A 19,321-nucleotide genomic window follows, 5' to 3' on the forward strand; every position below is an offset into this window, starting at 1 on the left:
CTGATGCCGAACTGGATCGACCGCCTGCGCCGCTGGGCGCTGCCTGCCCTGGCCGCCCTGGCCGTGGCCGGCTGCGCCCGCACCGAACCGGGCACCACCACCGTGCGCTTCTGGGCGATGGGCCGCGAAGCCGAGGTGGTCAGCGAGCTGATCCACGAGTTCGAGGCCGAAAATCCCGGCATCAAGGTGGATGTGCAGAACATCCCGTGGACCGCCGCGCACGAAAAGCTGCTGACCGCGTTCGCTGCCGACGGACTGCCGGACGTGTGCCAGCTCGGCAATACCTGGGTGCCGGAGTTCGCCGAACTCGATGCATTGACCCCGCTGCAGCCGTTCGTGCAGCGCTCCACCGTGGTCGACCCGAAAGATTACTTCCAGGGCATCTGGGACACCAACGTGATCCACGGTGAGCTGGTCGGCGTGCCGTGGTACGTCGATACGCGCCTGATCTACTACCGCAAGGACCTGCTGGCCAAGGCCGGCTACGACCACCCGCCGCGCACGTGGCCGGAGTGGGAGGAGCAGATGGCGGCGATCAAGCGCATGCAGGGCCCGAACCGCTACGCGGTGCTGATGCCGATCAATGAGTTCGAGCAGCAGCTGTCGCTGGCCCTGCAGCAGCCCGATCCGCTGCTGCGCGACGACGATACCCGCGGCAATTTCGCCAGCCCGGGGTTCCGCCGCACGCTGTCCTTCTACGCCAACATGTTCGAGCAGGGCTGGGCGCCGAAGATGTCCGAGACACAGATCTCCAACGTCTGGGATGAATTCTTCCGCGGCTTCAACGTGTTCTACATCTCCGGTCCCTGGAACATCCGCGAGTTCAAGAAACTGCAGCCGAAGGAACTGGAAGGACAGTGGGGCACCGCTGCGCTGCCGGGGCCGGACGGTCCGGGCGCGGGCATCGCCGGTGGCACCAGCCTGGTGATCTTCCGCAAATCGCAGCAGAAGGAGGCGTCCTGGAAGCTGATCGAATTCCTGTCGCGCCCGGAAATCCAGGCACGCTTCCATTCGATCATCGGCGATCTGCCGCCGCGCCGCAGTGCCTGGAACGCGCCGTCGCTGGCCAACGATCCACTGGCCGCCGCGTTCCGTGATCAGCTGGAGCGGGTCAAGCCGACGCCGAAGGTGCTCGAATGGGAGCGCATCGTGCAGGAAATGCGCATTGTCACCGAGAAGGTCGTGCGCGGTGGCCTGCCGCAGGACAAGGCCGTGGCCGAACTGGACCAGCGCGTGGACAAGGTGCTGGCCAAGCGCCGCTGGATGCATGAACAACAACGCCTGCAGGAGCGCGCGCCGTCGCCGCGCTCGAGCAGCGCAGTGGCCGCCGGGAGCGCGCAATGAAACGTACTTCGCTGGCCGGCTGGATCTTCGCCGGCCCCTCGCTGATCGTGCTGGGCGTGTTCTTCGGCCTGCCGGTCGCCTCGGCGCTGGCGCTGAGCGTGACTGACTTCGACCTCTATGCACTGGCCGACAGCAGCAACCTGCGCTTCGTCGGCCTGGGGAACTACATCGACCTGCTGCAGACGCCGATGTTCTGGAAGTCGCTGTGGAACACCACCTACTTCGTGTTGATCGGCGTACCGTTGTCGATCGGCGTGTCGCTGGGCGCGGCCATGCTGCTCAACGCACCGGCCGCGCGCTTCAAGGCGCTGTTCCGTACGGCACTGTTCGCGCCGGTGGTGACCACGCTGGTGGCGGTGGCGGTGATCTGGCGCTACCTGTTCCATACCAGCTATGGCCTGGTGAACTACGGGCTGGGCCACCTGGGTATCAGTCCGATCGACTGGCTGGGTGATCCCAACTGGGCAATGCCGACCATCATGCTGTTCGCGGTGTGGAAGAACTTCGGTTACAACATGGTGATCTTCCTCGCCGGCCTGCAGGCGATCCCGCATGACCTGTACGAAGCCGCGCGCATCGACGGTGCTTCGCGCTGGAAGCAGTTCCTGCACATCACCCTGCCGATGCTCGGCCCGGTACTGCTGGTGGTCGGGGTGATCACCGTGTCCGGCTACTTCCAGCTGTTCGCCGAGCCGTACGTCATGACCCGCGGCGATCCACTGCAGAGCACCGTCAGCGTGCTGTATTTCATGTTCGAGGAAGGCTTCAAGTGGTGGAACCTGGGACGCGCATCGGCTGTAGCGTTCCTGCTGTTCCTGATCATCCTGGCGGTGACCACCGTGATGCTGCGTTTCGGTCGCAAGAGGCAGTTGGTATGAGTCGTGAAATCGGCCAGTCGCGCTGGTATCCGTGGATGATCAATGGTGCGCTGCTGGTGCTGGCCCTGGTCAGCCTTGCACCGCTGCTGTGGATGCTCTCGGTCTCGTTCATGCCGCAGGGCGAGGCCAGTCATTTCCCGCCGCCACTGCTGCCTTCGAGCATCACCACGCACAACTACCACGAGCTGTTCGCGCGCACCGGCATGGGCGGCAACTTCGCCAACAGCCTGCTGGTGTCGCTGGCTATCACGCTGGGTTCGCTGCTGCTCAACACCATGGCCGGCTACGCCTTCGCCAAGCTCAACTTCGTCGGCCGCGAGCGCCTGTTCCAGGTGCTGATGGCAGCGCTGGTGATTCCGGCGCAGGTGGCGATGCTGCCGCTGTTCCTGCTGATGAAGCAGCTGGGCCTGGTCAACAGCTTTGGCGGAGTGATCGTGCCGGCGCTGGCCAGCGTGTTCGGCATCTTCCTGGTGCGCCAGTACGCGCGTTCGATCCCGGACGAGCTGCTTGAAGCGGCGCGCATCGACGGCGCGGGGGAGCTGCGCATCTTCTTCCAGATCGTGCTGCCGATGCTCAAGCCGGTACTGGTGACCCTGGCGATCTTCACCTTCATGGGTGCATGGAACGATTTCATGTGGCCGCTGATCGTGTTGACCGACCAGGAGCACTACACTTTGCCGGTGGCGCTGGCCACCCTCTCGCGCGAGCACATCATGGACGTGGAAATGATGATGGCTGGCGCGGTCGTCACCGTGGTTCCGGTGCTGGCACTGTTCCTGGTGCTGCAGCGTTACTACATCCAAGGTCTGTTGCTGGGGAGCGTCAAGGGATGAAGCGAGCGATCGCCGTTGGACTGGGCCTGTTGTGGACTTCCCTGGCGATCGCCGCACCACCGGCACTGCCGGCGCCGAAGGTACTGGACGATTTCGACGACATCGGCGCCTGGAAGCTGGTGCTGTCCGACCAGGTCAGCGGTTCGCTGCGGCCGGTGAGCGGTGCCGGTGGCGGCCGCGCGCTGTGCCTGGACTACGATTTCCACAAGGTGTCGGGCTACGTCGGCATCCGCCGCGCGCTGGGCATCGAGTACCCGGCCAACTACCGCTTCGGCTTCCAGCTGCGGGGAGATTCGCCGGGCAACGACCTGCAGTTCAAGCTGATCGATGCCAGCGGCGATAATGTCTGGTGGGTCAATCGCCCGGGCTACAGCTTCCCCAAGGCGTGGACGCCGGTCGAATACCGCCGTCGCCAGATCGACAAGGCGTGGGGGCCGTCGCCGGAGAAGGAGATGGCGCGCAGCGCTGCGGTCGAGTTCACGATCTACAGCAAGGTCGGCGGCCGCGGCACGGTGTGCTTCGACAAGCTGACCCTGCAGGGCCTGCCGCCGCAGGATGATTCGGCGCTGGTGCCATCGGTGATCGCCGACACCGCCACCGCGCTGCAGGACCGGATGATTGACGGAAAGAGCGATACGTTCTGGATCAGTGGCGGGGTCAAGCAGCAGACCATCAGCCTGGACCTGCACAAGAGCCGCGAGATCGGCGGTGCGGTGATTGACTGGCTGCCGAACCTGGAAGCCAATCGCTACACCGTGCGTACGTCCGAGGATGGCCGGGACTGGCGCACCGTGCGCGAGGTGGCCGGCGGTGCGGGCGGCCGCGACTGGCTGGCGCTGCCGGATACCGACGCGCGCTACGTGCGCTTCGATCTGCACGATGGCCCGAACTGGCGCTATGGCATCCGTGACATCACGCTCAAGCCGCTGGCGTTCGCGGCCACGCCGAACGCATTCCTGTCCTCGGTGGCGGCCGACCTGCCGCGCGGCTCGCTGCCGCGCGCATATGTGGGCGAACAGCCGTACTGGACCCTGCTTGGCCTCGATGGCGGCCAGGAGCAGGCACTGATCAGCGAGGACGGTGCGCTGGAACCGGCCAAGGGCAGTTTCAGTATCGAGCCGTTCATCCGCGTGGACGGCAAGTTGCTGGACTGGTCGAAGGTGGCCATCACCCAGTCGCTGCAGGATCGCTACCTGCCCATCGCCAATGTCGACTGGGTGCACGAGAAGGCAGGCCTGGCGGTAACCAGCTTCGTGCAGGGCACGCCGGAGCGCGCGCAGCTGATCGGCCGCTACCGGTTGAGCAATCCGGACAAGGTGGCGCACGAGTACACCCTGGCGCTGGCGATCCGGCCGTGGCAGGTGAACCCGCCGACCCAGTTCCTCAACACCGTCGGCGGCTTCAGCCGCATCGATGCGCTGGATGTGGGCGAACAGCTGGTGCGCATCAACGGTGAGCCGCGCATCTATCCGTTGCAGGTGCCGGATGCGCGCTTCGCCAGCACGTTCGATGGCAAGCTCGACGCGATGCATCTGGCCTCCGGGAAATACCCGGCCAGCACGGCGGTGAAGGACAGCACCGGCATGGCGTCCGGTGCTCTGCTGTATACGATCAGGCTGGAGCCTGGCCAGAGCCGAGAAGTGGCGGTGGTGTTGCCACAGACCGGAGGCTGGGCGCCGCAGGCGCTGGATGTGGCCAAGGCGCAGGCGCAGGTCGCAGAGCAGTGGCGGCAGAAGCTGGGGGTGGTCTCGTTGCAGGTACCGGCTGCGGGCCAGGCACTGGTCGATACCCTGCGCACCGCCGTGGCGCACATGCTGATCTCGCGGGTCGGCCCGCGCCTGCAGCCGGGCACGCGCTCGTACGCGCGCAGCTGGATCCGCGATGGCGCGATGATTTCCGAGGGCCTTCTGCGCATGGGGCGCAGTGATGCGGTGCGTGATTACATCAACTGGTATGCGCCCTATCAGTTCGAGAATGGCAAGGTGCCGTGCTGTGTCGATGCACGTGGCAGCGATCCGGTGCCGGAGAACGACAGCCATGGCGAGCTGATCTACAGCATTGCCGAATATGGGCGCTATACCGGTGACAGCACCTTCGCCGAACTGATGTGGCCGCATGTGCAGGGCGCCTACAACTACATGGAGCAACTGCGCGCCAGCGAGCGCACGGACGAGAATCGGGCGCGCAATCCGGCGTTCTACGGGATGATGCCGGCCTCGATCAGCCATGAAGGCTATTCGGCCAAGCCGATGCATTCGTACTGGGACAATTTCTGGGCGTTGCGCGGCTACAAGGATGCGGCATCGCTGGCGGCCCAGCTGGGCAAGGTCGAAGCCATGCAGATTGCCGAATCGCGTGACCAGTTCCGTGATGACCTGCAGGCCTCGCTGCTGTCGGCGATGCAGCAGCACAACATCGATTACCTGCCGGGCTCGGCCGAGCTGGGCGATTTCGATGCGACCTCGACCACCATCGCGCTGGCTCCGGGCGGTGAACAGGGGCGCCTTCCGCAGCAGGCGCTCGATGCCACCTTCGAGCGCTACTGGAAGGAGTTCGTGGCCCGTCGCGATGGCAAGCGCGAGTGGAAGGACTACACGCCCTACGAGTGGCGCAACGTGGCCGCCTTCGTCCGCCTCGGCTGGCGCGATCGCGCCTGGCAGGCGACTGAGTTCTTCTTCAAGGACCGTACGCCGCAGGCCTGGAACCAGTGGGCCGAAGTGGTCTCGCGCACGCCACGCAAGCCGTTCTTCGTCGGTGACCTGCCGCATGCCTGGGTGGCCTCGGACTTCGTGCGCTCGGCCCTGGACATGTTCGCCTACAGCCGTGACATGGACGATGCGCTGGTATTGGCCGCCGGCATTCCGACCGCCTGGCTGCAGGGCGAGGGCATCGCCGTGCAGGGCCTGCGCACGCCGCAGGGCCAGCTCAACTACCACCTGCAGCGCAGCGACAAGCAGCTGGTGCTGGAGGTGCAGCCGGGCCTGGTGCCACCGGTCGGTGGCGTGGTCTTGCCGTGGCCGTACGCCGGTGATCCGGGTGAGGCGACCATCAACGGCGAAGCGGCCGAATGGACCAACAGGGAACTGCACGTGCACCAGCTGCCGGCGCGGGTCGAGATCGATGTACCGGGCGCGGTGCGCCGCGCCGAGCGCAAGGGGCAGTAACGATGAAGCAGCAGGGGGCAAGGGTGCGCACGGCCGTGCGTGCCCTGGGACTGGCCATTGCATTGGCATTGCCGGGTGCGGTGATGGCAGCCGTGCCAACCGCCGCGACGGCGGCTGACGTCGCCAGCGCGCCAGGCATGAGCATGGTGACCTTCAACCTGCATCACGACCGCGAGGACTGGCCGAGCCGCCGCCGCACCATCCTGGCCGAACTCAAGCGCCTGCAGCCGGATGCGGTTGCCCTGCAGGAGGTGATCCAACGCCGTAACGTGCGCAACCAGGCACAGTGGCTGGCCAGCCAGCTGGGCTACAGGTACATCTTCGTCTCCACCGATCCGGTGGGCGCGCCGAAACGTTACGGCAACGCGCTGCTGAGCCGGCGCCCGATCCTCGCCCAAGGTGAGCACCTGTTGCGGCCGCTGGACGATTATCGGACGGTCGCCCATCTGCGTATCGATGTGGACGGCAAGGCGGTCAACGTCTATGCCACCCACCTCAACGAGCGCAGCGACGAGAATGGCCAGCGCATCCGTCGCACCCAGGTCGAGGACCTGCTGCGCTTCATCGCCAGCACCTCGGCCGGCGCACCGGTGGTGATCGCGGGCGACTTCAACGCACTGGTCGATGCCAGTGACCTGAGCGAGCTGCGCAGCCATTACGGTGACAGCTACGGCAGCGTGCACGTCAACACCGACCTGGCCGGGGTCAGTACGCTGAACAGGCACTACTACCCGGTGGCCTCGCGGATCGACCACATCTTCTTCCAGCAGGACGCGATGGTTGCACGTGAGGCCAAGCTCCTGTTCGACCAGCCCGATGACAGCGGTCGCTGGGCCTCGGACCACTACGGTGTGTGGACCCGCCTGCAGTTCGCTCCGACGCGCTGATGTCCTGGTAGGTGCCACCCTGGGTTGGCACGGACGTGTCCGCGTTCGCTCCAACAACGGCGCCGACCAGGGTTGGCCTCCCAGAGCGCTGCACGCGCCTGGCGCACAAACAGAAGCGGCGGGGATCATCGATCCCCGCCGCTTTTTCACGCGATCAAGGCGCGATCAGTTCGCCGGCGGCGTGCGCTTGGCGCCTTCTTCGCCTTCTTCGTCGGCCTTGGCTTCGGCCGCCTGGGCTGCCGCATCGGCGTGGCCATCGGCGACCGGATCGATCGACGGTGTCACCACTGCATCGGCGACCGGGGCCGCAGCTTCCACCGGTGCCGCTTCAACTGCCACCGGCGCGACCGGCTGTTCGGTGACCGGTGCGGTCTCGACGACCGGTTTGGCTTCAACCGCAGGAGCGGCTTCCGCCACCGGGGCAGCCTCAACGGCCAGCGGCTTGGCTTCGACCGCCGGAGCGGCTTCAGCGATCTCCGGCATCGATTCCACGACCGCAACAGCCTCGGCCTCGGCCTCGGCCGACTTCACTTCGACCACCGCAGTGGCTTCAGCGACCGGGGCAGCCTCAACCACCACCGGCTTCGCTTCGACCGCCGGGGCTGCTGCTACCGCTGGCTGGGCCGGGGTTGCAGCGTCGATGGCATCAAGCATGCTGGTCTGCACCGGCGACGCCGCCGGTTCGGCCTTGGCGACGGCTTCGACCGGAGCCTGTACCTTCGCCACGACCGGTGCAGGAGCGTCGATCACGGCGCTGCTCACCACTGCGACCGGCGCGGCGACAGCAGCGGCGGCGGCGCGGACCGGCTTCTCGGCTTCGGCAGCGGTCGGTTCGGCTTCGTCATCGAATTCGAACTCCGGCTGCGAACGCGCCGGCTGTGCCGCGGCCACCGGAGTGGTCCCGGCAACGCTGTCGTTGCTCTGCCCGGCGACATCAGCGGCATCGGTGTCATCACCGTCGTCCGCGTCGTCCTGATCATCGCCCAGGCCATCGCTGCCGGCAGCGTTCTCGGCGCCACCACGACGGCGGCGACGGCCACCACGACGGCCACGGCGGCGGCGGGTTGCGCCTTCACCGGCCTGCTCGCCGTTGGCGTCGAGGGCAGCCTCTTCACCGGTCACGGCAATCGCCTCGGCCTCATTGCCGGCGTTGGCAGTGCTGTCGGCCGGTGCAGTGACTTCCGCCGGAGCGGAGGCAGCCGGTGCAACCGGCGCAGTGGCTTCCTGCGCGGTCACGACGTTGGCAGCGACGGCCGTAGCGGCTACGGCTGCCGCCACGGCCTCGGACGGCAACTCGGCGGCGCTGCGCTGCGGCTTTTCGGCCGGCTTGTCACCGTCCTGCTGCTGGCGCGGCTGCTTGGGCTGCTTCAGCTTCGGCTGGTTCTGGTTCTGGTTCTGGCCCTGCTGCTCGTTGCGCGGCTTGTTCTGCTGCTGCGGCTGCTGCTGGCCATCCTTCTGCTGCGGCTCTTTCTGCCTGCCCTGCTGCGGCTGCTGCTGGGCGTTGCCGTTGTTGCGGCCGTCCTTGTTGCGCTGCTCAGCACGGTCCTTGCGGTTGCCGCCATCCTTCTGCTGCTGCGCGTTGCCGTTGCCACCGTTGCCACGGTTTTCGTCGCGACGGTCCTTGCGATCCTTGTTGCGATCCTTGTTGCGGTCCTTGCGACCACCGTCCTGCTGCTGGCGCGGAGCCGGGGCGGCCGGAGCCGGCGCCGGTGCCGGCTCGCCACCGAACACGCGCTTGAGCCAACCAATCACGCCGCCACTCGGAGCCGGCGCCACTGGCGCTGCCACGACCGGAGCCGGAGCGGCTGCAGCCGGAGCCGCTTCCTCGCGCACCGGGGCGGGAGAGGTGTGCTTGACCTGGGTCACTGCCGGCGGCGGGATGTTCAGCTGGCCCTTGGTCAGGGCGTGCACCGGCAGCTTGCGCGGGGTGCCGCGCTGGTAGCTGGGCTTGCTGCTCTCTTCACCCAGCTCGTTCTCACGCAGGCGGGTGACGGCATAGTGCGGGGTGTGCAGCTGCTCGTCGGCTACGATCACGATCGGCGCTTCGTGGCGCTGCTCGATCTCGCGCAGGGCGCTGCGCTTCTCGTTCAACAGGTAGTTGGCGATCTCCACCGGCGCCTGGACCAGCACCTGCCCGGTGTTCTCCTTCATCGCGTGCTCTTCGGCGACGCGGATGATCGACAGCGACAGCGACTCGACGCTGCGCATGCGGCCGTGGCCGTCGCAACGCGGGCAGACGATCTGGCTGGATTCGCCCAGGCTCGGGCGCAGGCGCTGGCGGCTCATTTCCAGCAGGCCGAAGCGCGAGATGCGGCCGACCTGCACGCGGGCACGGTCGTACTTCAGCGCGTTGGCCAGGCGGTTCTCGACCTCGCGCTGGTGCTTGTTGGAGGCCATGTCGATGAAGTCGATCACCACCAGGCCGCCCAGGTCGCGCAGGCGCAGTTGGCGAGCCACTTCCTCGGCCGCTTCCAGGTTGGTCTGGAACGCGGTGTCCTCGATGTCGCTGCCCTTGGTGGCGCGCGAGGAGTTCACGTCGACTGCGGTCAGTGCTTCGGTCTGGTCGACCACGATCGAGCCACCCGACGGCAGGCGCACGTTGCGCTCGTAGGCACCTTCGATCTGCGACTCGATCTGGAAGCGGTTGAACAGCGGGATGTCGTCCTTGTAGTGCTTGAGCTTGCGCAGGGTCTGCGGCATCACCTGCTGCATGAACTCGCGGGCGTGCTCGTACATCTCCTCGGTGTCCACCAGGATCTCGCCGATGTCGGCGCGCAGGTAGTCACGCAGGGCGCGCACGATCAGGCGTGATTCCTGGTAGATCAGGAACGGGGCCGGCTTGCTCAGTGCGGCTTCGGCGATGGCGCGCCAGACGTTGAGCAGGTAGTCCAGGTCCCACTGCAGCTCTTCCGCATCGCGACCGACGCCGGCGGTGCGGATGATCACCCCCATGTCGTCGGGAATGTTCAGCTTGTCCAGGGCCTCCTTCAGCGCGGCACGGTCTTCGCCCTCGATGCGGCGGGACACACCGCCGGCGCTGGGCGAGTTCGGCATCAGCACCATGTAGCGGCCGGCCAGCGAGATGAACGTGGTCAGGGCGGCGCCCTTGTTGCCACGCTCTTCCTTGTCGACCTGGACAACGATCTCCTGGCCTTCCTTCAGCAGCTCGCGGATACCGGCCTTGTTGTGGTCGACACCGGCCTGGAAGTAGTCGCGGGAAATCTCCTTCAGCGGCAGGAAGCCATGGCGGCCACCGCCATACTCGACGAAGGCGGCTTCCAGCGAGGGCTCGATGCGGAAGATCCGGCCCTTGTAGATGTTGGACTTCTTCTGTTCCTTCGACGGCTGTTCGATGTCGATGTCATACAACGACTGGCCATCCACGATGGCAACACGCAGCTCTTCAGCCTGCGTGGCGTTGATCAGCATTCGCTTCATTGTTGCGTTCCTCGCAAGCGGCTACCGCGCGGAACGCCATGGGGTTTCGCCTCTGGACACGGCTCGCCGCCCATTCGCGCAAGCGCGGGGAGGGCGGCTTGGGTTTCCAGCGCTACGACACCACGGCAGGCCGCGGGAGCGCTTCACTCTTATGGGTTTTTGGGTGTTGCAGGGCCGCAGGCAGCTGTCAGCCAGGCTGGAGCGCCACGCGGGACATGTTCAGCACGGTTGCGTGTCAGGCATCCGGCGATGGCCGGGAAGGCCGGTGAGCCGCTAACATGGCCGCCCCGCGGGCGGTGGTCGCGCACTGTGCCGGATTCGTCGGAAGCTGGGCTTCTGGCCCTGAGTAACTTCCAACGAAATCAATCCCTTATCTCGCCCCCCGAGTGTAACAGAATAAACAGCCTGATGACCGCCCAAGACCCGACCAAACCCGCTGGCGACAAGCCTTCCGTGCGCATGATCACCGTTCCCGCCGACCGCGCCGGCCAGCGCCTGGACAACTTCCTGCTCGGCCAGCTGAAGGGAGCCCCGCGCAGTCTGGTGTACAAGCTGGTGCGCAGTGGGCAGGTTCGGGTGAACGGCGGCCGCGCCAAGGCCGAGCGCAAGCTGGAGGCGGGCGATGAGGTGCGTGTGCCGCCGGTCCGTCTCAGCGAGGAAGGAGACAAGGCCGGTCCGCCAGAGGCGTTCATGCGCCGCCTGGAGCAGGCCATCGTCTTCGAGGACGCCCGGCTGCTGGCCCTGAACAAGCCCTCCGGCGTGGCCAGCCACGGCGGCAGCGGCATCAGCTTCGGTGCCATCGAGACCCTGCGCGCCTTGCGCCCGGGACAGACACTGGAGCTGGTCCATCGGCTGGATCGCGACACCTCGGGCCTGCTGATCGTGGCCAAGAAGCGTTCGGCACTGAGCGAACTGCAGGCGCTGTTGCGTGAAGACCACGGCGCCGGCATCCGCAAGCGCTATCTGACCCTGCTGGCCGGCCGCATGCCGGACGGCGTGATGACCGTCGACGCGCCGCTGCACGTGGGCCTGCGCCAGGGCGGCGAGCGCCATGTACAGGTCAATGCGATCGGCAAGGAATCGATCAGTCACTTCCGGGTGCTGGAGCGCCGCGGCGGCCATTCGTACTGCGAGGTGCGCATCGAAACCGGCCGCACCCATCAGATCCGCGTGCATGCCCAGCATCTGGGCCATCCGGTGGCCGGTGACGACAAATACGGCGATCCTGCGGTCAACAAGCGGCTTCGTGAGCAGATCGGACTGAAGCGACTGTTTCTGCACGCGGCCTCGCTGGAGTTTGCACTGGACGACGGCAAGAGTCCGTATGTGCTGAACGCGCCGCTGGCCGATGAGCTGGTCGAGGCGCTGGACCGGCTGCGCTGACGGCGGTTCGGCGGCGCCGGGTGCTTGGTCGGCGCCGTCGCTTCCCTGCGGAGAGTGGGCTTGTCACTTTCTTTGCTCGTGCAAAGAAAGTAACCAAAGAAACACGCCGCCATCCGCGAGCCGGCGCCGCGCGCCGGTGCCCTGCGCTCCTCGGTCCGCCGAGGGACGGCGCGGAACTCGCTGCGCTCAGACACCCGCGCCTCTTCGCCCTCGCCGGACCTGCGGTGCTCGGCTCGCTACAAGGAGGACCCGGACATCCGCAGCGTAGGCCCATACCCGCCCGTGACCTCTCGATACTGTGGGACGTACCAGCCGCGAGGGGGCTCAGCCCGTTGGCTGCAAACCCCTCACCACTTGAACAGCACCAGGCTGATCGCCAGCGTGCCCATGCCCGCCACCAGCCCATAAACGGTCTCGTGGCCCTTCGCATAGCGCTTGGCGGCCGGCAGCAGTTCATCCAGTGCCAGGAACACCATCACGCCGGCAATCAGCCCGAACACCCAGCCGAAGGTGGCGTGCGAAAGCGACCCGGACAGCAACCAGTAGCCGAGCGCCGCGCCCACCGGCTCGGCCAGACCCGACAGCAGGCTGGCGCTGAATGCATAGGCCTTGTTCTGGGTGGCGAAGTACACCGGCACCGCGATCGCGATGCCCTCGGGGATGTTGTGGATGGCAATCGCAAAGGCCAGTGGCATGCCCACCGACGGGCTTTCCAGCGTGGCGAAGAAGGTCGCCAGCCCTTCCGGGAAATTGTGCGCGGTGATCGCGACGGAAGTCAGCAGCGCGACCCGCTTCAGGTACTCGCGGCTGTTCTCGCGGAACGCGGGATCCTGCTTGTCCAGGCTGTCATGCGGGTTGGGAATGAAGTGGTCGATCAGCACGATCACGATCACGCCCAGCAGGAACGCGAGGGTGCCGTAGGTGAAACCGGTGCGCTCGCCATGGGCCAGTGCGAACGAAGCAATGGACTTGTTGAGGATTTCCGACAGCGACACATAGACCATCGCGCCGCCGGCGAAGGCCAGGCCAAAGGCCAGCAGGCGCGGGTTGGGGCGGCGCGAGAACAGCACCAGCAGGCTGCCGATCGCAGTGGCGAGGCCGGCCGCGAGGGTGACCGCCAGCGCAATCCAGATGTTTTCGGGGGGAATCTGCAGCATCTACCGACGCAGTCCTGGTCAACAGACAGCCGCCCCGGACAGGGCCGGGGCGGCGAGGGCGAGGCGGGCGCCGGCTGGCCTCGTCGGGTGCGTGCGATCAGCCGCCGCGGCGCAGGCGCTCTTCAATGGCGAAGCACTGGTCCGGCTTCGGCTGCGGCGGGTTGAAGCTGACCGGCACCTGGATGGTGGCCGGCACCGGCTGGCCGTTGCGGGTGGCGGCATTGAACTGCCAGCCCTGCACGGCAGTCTTGGCCAGCTCGTCCAGCTGCGGGTTGCCGGCGCCAGTCAGCAGGGCCACTTCGCTCGGCTTCCCGTCGGTGCCGATGGTCACCTTGAACGTACTGGTGCCGCCCACGCCCATGCAGGCCAGTTCAAGCGGGTACTGCGGCGGCGGCGTCTTCACCGCTGCGACTTCGGTCGGCGGAGGCGGTGGCGGTGCCGGCGGTTCGGATGAACCACAGCCGGCCAGGCCGGTCGCAGCGATCAGGGACAGGCTCAGCAAGCGTACGTTCATGGCAGTTGCTCCGTCAGGGCCGAAGTCTTTGCCGCGCAGATGAAGTCGTTCTCGCTCAGGCCACCCACGTCGTGGGTGGAAAAGCGCACGACCGCGCGGTCGTAGTGCACGCCCAGGTCCGGATGGTGGTCCTCGCGATGGGCAATCCAGGCCAGAGCGTTCACGAAGGCCATGGTGGCGTAGTAATCCTTGAAGCGGAAGGTGCGCGTCAGGGCCTGCCCGCCCTCGCTCAGCTCCCAGCCGGGAACCTGCGGCAGCAGTTCGGCCAGGCGGGCTTCGCCGAGCTTGTGGTCGCTGCCTTTGCGTGGCACGCAACGGGCCTGGGCCAGTGGAATCAGGTCGGCCATGGGAATCTCCACCTCGTGTTGACTGAACAATGCGCCGGACGGTGTATAAACCGAATGAGCGGCTGACGCTTACTTGGCTAGAATAGCCTGATGATCCAGATCTCCGACACTGCCCAGACCCATTTCCGCAAGCTGATCGAACGCGAGGGCGTGCCTGGCATGGGCGTGCGCCTGAGCGCGGTCGACCCCGGTACCCCGCGCGCCGACGCCCGGCTGGAATTCGCCGAACCCACCGACCTGCTGGGCGACGAGTGGGCGGTGGACTGCGATGGCTTCACCCTCTATGTCGATGCCGGCAGCGTTGGCTGGCTCGACGGCGCAGAGATCGACATCGTCGCCGGCACCGCCGGTGCCCAGCAGTTGACCATCAAGGCGCCGCGCATCAAGGGTGAAGCGCCCGGTGATGAGGCCTCGCTGGTCGAGCGCGTGCACTGGGTGGTGGAGAACGAAGTCAATCCGCAGCTGGCCTCGCATGGCGGCAAGGTGGCCGTGCAGGAAGTCTCGGCCGACGGCGTGGTGCTGCTGCGCTTCGGTGGTGGCTGCCAGGGCTGCGGCATGGCCGACGTGACGCTCAAGCAGGGCATCGAAAAGACCCTGATGGGCCGCGTGCCGGGCGTGACCGCCGTGCGCGACGCGACCGACCACGACAGCGGCCACGCGCCGTACATTCCGCGCGACAACGTCGCCTGATCGCTGACGCGTGCCTCTGACCCGGGCCGAGCAACTCATCGATCTGCTGCTGGCCCGCCAGCAGCCCCGCGCCGTCCTTGAGAAGACCACGCGCCTGCCTTATGGCTGGGCGTTGTGGCTGCGCTCGCTGGGGCCGCTGCCGCGGCCGTTGCATGCCGGCGAAGTAATTGCGGTGTTGCTGCCGCGTCCGCTGCCCGGCCGGCCAGGCCAATCGCCGCAGCTGTCGCTGTGGCAAGCGTTGCGCCGTCTGTTCTGGCAGGACTGGGACGCTGCGCCGCGCGACCAGCGCTGGATGCGCTGGACCTCGGCACTGATCAGCGCACTGCTGCACCTGCTGTTCTTCATGCTGCTGCTGTGGGTGGCGGTGATCCGCACCACTGCGCCAGACGAAGAGGGTGCCGAGGGTGAGCGCGTGCAGGTGGAGTTCGTCGGCCGCGCGACCCAGGAAGGCGGGGGCGATCAGCCAGGCGCCGAAGTCGCTGCGGCCGTTGCGGCAGGTCGGGTTGCGACGGGGCAGCAGACGGGTGCCGCCACAGCTCCTGCCCCGCACCCGGCGGCTGCCGAAGCCGCCGCATCTTCCCCTGCATCCGCGCCGACCGCCAGTGTTCCTCCGCCGCCTGCCGAAGCCGAGCCGGCGCCGGTTGCCGCGCCGCCGCCTTCACCGGTCCAGGCCACCGAGGTGGCGCAGGCCAGCACGGATTTCGTGGTGCCGCCGGTCAGCGTGCCTCGAACCGAAGTCAGCGTCGTACCGCGTGACAGCACGCCCGTAGTGCGCGAGCGCAGCGTGCAGCCGGTGCAGGCGCCGCCGACGCCAAGCCAGATGCGCAGCCCGGAACTGGCCGTGCGCACGCCGCAGGTGCGTGACATCCAGGTGCGCGAACGCGAAGTCAGCATCGTCGAAGCGCCCGTCGCACCCAAACCGCTGCGCAGCCCTGAAATGCAGGTGCGCGTGCCACAGCAGGACGTGCAGGTGCGTGAACGTGAAGTGCAGGCCGTGGCCGATCCGCAGGTGCGGATGGCGGCGGTGGCCGGGCGTGAGCCCGCCGTACGCGCGCCCACCGGCCGTGATGTACAGGTGCGGGAGCGTGAAGTGGCCCCGGCACCGGCGGCGGCACCGGCATCCTCCAGTGGCAGTGCCTCCGTGACGCCTGCGGCTGCGGCGCAAGGCAGCGCGGCGCAGACGAGCAGCAGCACGCGTCCGTCGGCCTCCAGCAGCACGGCAAACGCCGGAGCGCGCCCGGCGCCCAATCCAGGCAACTGGGCCACGCCTGCCAAGGGCGACGACTGGGGTTCATCCAGCCGTAACCGTGACGGTGCCAGCAGTGGCGCCCGCCAGGCCAGCACTGCCGGCAAGGGCAATGGCCTGTTCAATGCCGATGGCAGCGTGCGCGTGCCGGGCCAGGACGGCGATGGCCACGCCGAGCGCGGTGCGCCCGGTGGCGCCAACGACGGCTGGAGCAAGGAGCGCATCGCGCAATCGGGCACATGGCTGAAACGTCCGCCGTACGACTACACGCCGACGTCGTTCGACAAGTACTGGGTGCCACAGGAATCGCTGCTGGCCGAATGGGTGCGCAAGGGCGTCAAGGCGATGGAGATTCCACTGCCGGGCACCAACACGAGGATTTCCTGCGTCATTTCGATCCTGCAGGCCGGCGGTGGCTGTGGCCTGACCAACCCCAACATGCAGGACCAGCCGGCCGTGGCACGGCCGCCGCCGGACATTCCGTTCAAGAAAGAACTGCAGGAAGACAACGGCAGCCGCTAGGACGGCGCATCCACGCATGGCGTGGATCTACTGTGCATCCAGCTGCGCCGGGTAGATCCACGCCATGCGTGGATGATCCATGCGGGGACACGCCCATGCCGACCAAGGTCGGCCTCTACCAGGGCGTTGCCCCTACGCGCTCTGTGACAGGAACACCCAGAACGGTACATCGCGACCGACCCAATCGCGGCTGGCTTCATCCATCACGTCCAGCAGGGTGTCGAAGTCCCTCTGTGCGTTGGCACGCAGTGCATCCACGTCGGCCAGGAACAGCGCGTAGCCGTTGGCCGGCAGCCATTGCAGATCACGCAGATTGTCTGACAGTGCATCCCAGTTGCCGCCGAAACCGGCCGGGAAATCCAGTTGCGCGGCGAGCCGGGCGAGCAGGGTGCGCTTGTCCGTCACGCCTTCCAGGTCAATGCGGATCACCTTGAGGCTGGCATCGCGCATTGCTGCGGCCAGTGCGCCGATGTCATCGCTGTCGATGGCATAGACGCCGGCATTATTGATGTCATGCAGGCCGAGGCCGAAATCATCGTGGCTCATCACTGCGCTCCTTGGGCCGGTACGGTGAAGCTGCGGAACGATTCGTAGTGGTCGTCGGTGTAGTACCACGCCTCCGGCGGATCGCCGCCGGTGACGATGCGGCGCGTGCCACGCGTGCGTGCACCGGGGGTGTCGACGGTGTACTCGCGGTAGTAGCCACGCGGACGTTGTGGCAGCTGCTGCTCGCGGTTGCCGAAGGTAGTGCCGTCCTGGCGGTGCGGGAATGGACCGCCTCGCTGGATCAGGGCAATGGTCTGGCGTGCTTCGGTGGGCAGGAACGCGGGCAGGCCGTTGTCCCGTCCGGGCGTTGCCGTGGCAGGGGCCCGTGCGGTCGGTGTTCCCTGCAGGTCCGGTGCGAACTGTGGCGCCGGCGGCCGCTGCAGGAAATGGTTGGCGACCAGGCCGAGCAGCAGCAGGGCGATGGCGGTGATCAGCAGCCGGGGGTTGCGCATGGGCAGGGGCGGGCGAGGGTGGTGCACGCACTGTAGCGCCTGCGCGCTGCATGGCGCATGAGGAGGGTGCCGCGTCACTGCTGCGTAACAATTGCCGTCGTGCTCACTGGCAGGACGCAATTTCCTTTACATCCCCCTTGGTAATCTGCGGGTCTGTCCCCATCATTCACGGCGCACCGCCCGACATCGTCGGGTGCCCTCGCAATCAGGAGATGCATCATGGCCTACACCCTGCCCAAGCTGTCCTACGCCTACGACGCGCTGGAGCCGCATATCGATGCGGCGACGATGGAAATCCATCACACCAAGCATCACCAGACCTACATCAACAACGTCAACGCGGCGCTGGAAGGCACCGAATACGCTGACCTGCCGGTCGAAGAGCTGGTGAAGAAGCTCAAGTCGTTGCCGGAGAACCTGCAGGGTCCGGTGCGCAACAACGGTGGTGGCCATGCCAACCACTCGCTGTTCTGGACCGTGATGGCCCCGAACGCAGGTGGCAACCCGGTGGGTGACGTGGCCAAGGCCATCGACAAGGACCTGGGCGGTTTCGACAAGTTCAAGGACGCCTTCACCAAGGCGGCGCTGACCCGTTTCGGCAGCGGCTGGGCGTGGCTGAGCGTGACCCCGGACAAGAAGGTCGTGGTCGAGAGCACCGGCAACCAGGACAGCCCGCTGATGGAAGGCAACACGCCGATCCTCGGCCTGGACGTTTGGGAGCACGCGTACTACCTGAAGTACCAGAACCGCCGCCCGGAATACATCGGCGCGTTCTTCAACGTCATCGACTGGAATGAAGTCGAGCGCCGTTACCAGGAAGCGATCGCCTGATTGCGGTGATGGGATGAGTGGAAAGGCCGGGGGAGACCCCGGCCTTTCCTGTTGCAGGATTCATTCGGTAGCGCCGGCCGCTGGCCCGCAATCGTGTGGTCCCCGGGGAGCCGGCCAGCGGCCGGCACGACCTATTCGGCAGTGGCCGTATCGTCCTGGAGGCGCAGGGTTGCCAACACGCCCAGGCGCAGTCCGGGCAGGTCGCCGTCGGCGGGCAGCAGGATCGGCTGCTGGCGGATGCCGCCGAAGTGCTTGACCTGGAACAGCACGTCCAAGCCGTGGCCACTGGCGCCGCCACCACTGGCTGCAGGCGGCTCGGCGCGGCCGCCGGGATTGCGCCGTGCCGGCTGGAAGCCGGGCGTGCTACGCACCAGCTCCACCGTGCTGGCCGAAAAGTCGCCCGCGATCAGGCTGGGCATGCCTTCGGCGGTGGCGCCGATCCAGGTCATCAGGTCGCTGGTCTGGTGTTGGCGGGCGGTGGCCTCGTCCGGGTCCGGGCGCAGCCGCGCCACATAGATGTTGACCAGCGCCTCGCCCAGCTTCAGCCGCATCATGCCGGCCGCACTGAAGGTGCCGGGAGGATGCAGCAGGGTCACGCCGTCCTCGCTCACCGGCAGCCGGGTCAGCATGGCGTTGCCATGCCGCAGTGGCTGGCTGGGTGGGTCGGCGGTGACGAAGTCGCAACTGTAGCGCAGCCGGCTGGCCAGCCAGCAGGCCGGGTTGCGGCCTTGCTGCTGCAGCACCTGCTGCACCGAGATCACGTCCGGCTGCAGGTCAGTCAGCAGTTGTGCGACCTGCTCGCGGCGTTGCTTCCATTGCGCGTCATCGCGGCTGGGCAACTCCAGCGCGGCCACGGTCAGCTGCCGGGGCGCGCTCTCACTGGCGGCGGCCGGCGCCTGCGGCCGCGCCTGTACCTGCAACGCCGGCAGCAGCACGAGACAGCTGAGCAGGAGGCGGGCGGGGGCGAGGGGGCGCATAACGATAAGTTTACGCTTTTGTCGTGCAGGTGCCGTGACTTCCGGCAGGGCCTGCACTGCCTGCCATGGATTGGCACCGTTGTCATGCAGCCCTGCAGCGTGCTTCGCAAGC

General features: G+C 67.0%; 16 protein-coding genes. 9 read left to right on the plus strand and 7 right to left on the minus strand.

Features of this window, described 5'->3' with window-relative positions; all coding sequences use genetic code 11:
- The first annotated feature begins 3 nt into the window (after positions 1-3).
- From AC5P74_RS04935 to AC5P74_RS04955, 5 genes are read left to right on the plus strand one after another with little or no spacing between them, the layout of a single operon-like run.
- Complete coding sequence (locus AC5P74_RS04935; protein ID WP_053497855.1) at positions 4-1,344, plus strand: sugar ABC transporter substrate-binding protein; 1,341 nt, start codon at positions 4-6, stop codon at positions 1,342-1,344.
- The gene (locus tag AC5P74_RS04940) at positions 1,341-2,222 is read left to right on the plus strand and encodes a carbohydrate ABC transporter permease (RefSeq protein WP_005410323.1); all 882 of its coding nucleotides are present in this window, start codon (positions 1,341-1,343) and stop codon (positions 2,220-2,222) included. Before AC5P74_RS04935 ends, AC5P74_RS04940 begins: the two co-directional genes overlap by 4 nt.
- Positions 2,219-3,055, plus strand: coding sequence for a carbohydrate ABC transporter permease (locus tag AC5P74_RS04945; protein WP_005417620.1), 837 nt, complete (start codon positions 2,219-2,221; stop codon positions 3,053-3,055). The genes AC5P74_RS04940 and AC5P74_RS04945 overlap by 4 nt, the downstream gene beginning before the upstream one ends.
- Complete coding sequence (locus AC5P74_RS04950; protein ID WP_346607546.1) at positions 3,052-6,219, plus strand: discoidin domain-containing protein; 3,168 nt, start codon at positions 3,052-3,054, stop codon at positions 6,217-6,219. Before AC5P74_RS04945 ends, AC5P74_RS04950 begins: the two co-directional genes overlap by 4 nt.
- 2 nt (positions 6,220-6,221) lie before the next feature.
- A complete protein-coding gene (locus AC5P74_RS04955) occupies positions 6,222-7,106 on the plus strand; it encodes an endonuclease/exonuclease/phosphatase family protein (RefSeq protein ID WP_495204842.1) in 885 nt (294 codons plus the stop codon).
- Positions 7,107-7,271: 165 nt separating this feature from the next.
- Here AC5P74_RS04955 and rne read toward each other — a convergent pair whose 3' ends face one another.
- A complete protein-coding gene (gene rne / locus AC5P74_RS04960) occupies positions 7,272-10,544 on the minus strand; it encodes a ribonuclease E (RefSeq protein WP_346607544.1) in 3,273 nt (1,090 codons plus the stop codon).
- A gap of 408 nt (positions 10,545-10,952) precedes the next feature.
- Between rne and AC5P74_RS04965 the strand changes: the two genes are divergently transcribed.
- On the plus strand, positions 10,953-11,927 hold the full coding sequence (locus tag AC5P74_RS04965) for an RluA family pseudouridine synthase (protein WP_031269982.1): 975 nt from the start codon (positions 10,953-10,955) through the stop codon (positions 11,925-11,927).
- A gap of 347 nt (positions 11,928-12,274) precedes the next feature.
- On the opposite strand, the gene zupT is transcribed toward AC5P74_RS04965, so the two are convergent.
- From zupT to AC5P74_RS04980, 3 genes are all read right to left on the minus strand, one after another.
- The gene (zupT, locus tag AC5P74_RS04970) at positions 12,275-13,084 is read right to left on the minus strand and encodes a zinc transporter ZupT (RefSeq protein WP_005417614.1); all 810 of its coding nucleotides are present in this window, start codon (positions 13,082-13,084) and stop codon (positions 12,275-12,277) included.
- Between the two features lie 97 nt (positions 13,085-13,181).
- Positions 13,182-13,598, minus strand: a complete 417-nt coding sequence (locus AC5P74_RS04975) for an energy transducer TonB (RefSeq protein WP_053497847.1) — start codon at positions 13,596-13,598, stop codon at positions 13,182-13,184.
- Positions 13,595-13,945 carry a 4a-hydroxytetrahydrobiopterin dehydratase gene (locus AC5P74_RS04980; RefSeq protein WP_021203009.1) on the minus strand — a complete coding sequence of 117 codons (351 nt, stop codon included), beginning with the start codon at positions 13,943-13,945 and terminating at the stop codon, positions 13,595-13,597. Before AC5P74_RS04980 ends, AC5P74_RS04975 begins: the two co-directional genes overlap by 4 nt.
- A gap of 90 nt (positions 13,946-14,035) precedes the next feature.
- Here AC5P74_RS04980 and AC5P74_RS04985 point away from each other — a divergent pair, with 90 nt between their 5' ends.
- On the plus strand, positions 14,036-14,635 hold the full coding sequence (locus AC5P74_RS04985) for an NfuA family Fe-S biogenesis protein (RefSeq protein WP_495204841.1): 600 nt from the start codon (positions 14,036-14,038) through the stop codon (positions 14,633-14,635).
- Positions 14,636-14,645: 10 nt separating this feature from the next.
- Positions 14,646-16,403: a hypothetical protein gene (locus AC5P74_RS04990; protein WP_495204840.1), complete on the plus strand. Its 1,758-nt coding sequence runs from the start codon at positions 14,646-14,648 to the stop codon at positions 16,401-16,403.
- A 132-nt stretch (positions 16,404-16,535) separates the two neighbouring features.
- Here the strand turns inward: AC5P74_RS04990 and AC5P74_RS04995 are convergent, their stop codons facing one another.
- A complete protein-coding gene (locus tag AC5P74_RS04995) occupies positions 16,536-16,949 on the minus strand; it encodes a barstar family protein (protein WP_171957288.1) in 414 nt (137 codons plus the stop codon).
- Complete coding sequence (locus AC5P74_RS05000; protein WP_061478000.1) at positions 16,949-17,401, minus strand: guanyl-specific ribonuclease; 453 nt, start codon at positions 17,399-17,401, stop codon at positions 16,949-16,951. Before AC5P74_RS05000 ends, AC5P74_RS04995 begins: the two co-directional genes overlap by 1 nt.
- 219 nt (positions 17,402-17,620) lie before the next feature.
- Here AC5P74_RS05000 and AC5P74_RS05005 point away from each other — a divergent pair, with 219 nt between their 5' ends.
- Positions 17,621-18,232: a superoxide dismutase gene (locus tag AC5P74_RS05005; protein ID WP_005410310.1), complete on the plus strand. Its 612-nt coding sequence runs from the start codon at positions 17,621-17,623 to the stop codon at positions 18,230-18,232.
- Positions 18,233-18,363: 131 nt separating this feature from the next.
- On the opposite strand, the gene AC5P74_RS05010 is transcribed toward AC5P74_RS05005, so the two are convergent.
- Positions 18,364-19,209 carry an endonuclease/exonuclease/phosphatase family protein gene (locus AC5P74_RS05010; protein ID WP_032954310.1) on the minus strand — a complete coding sequence of 282 codons (846 nt, stop codon included), beginning with the start codon at positions 19,207-19,209 and terminating at the stop codon, positions 18,364-18,366.
- Between the last annotated feature and the right edge of the window lie 112 nt (positions 19,210-19,321).

It is taken from the genome of Stenotrophomonas sp. YJH_SMC_94-11 (assembly GCF_059370435.1).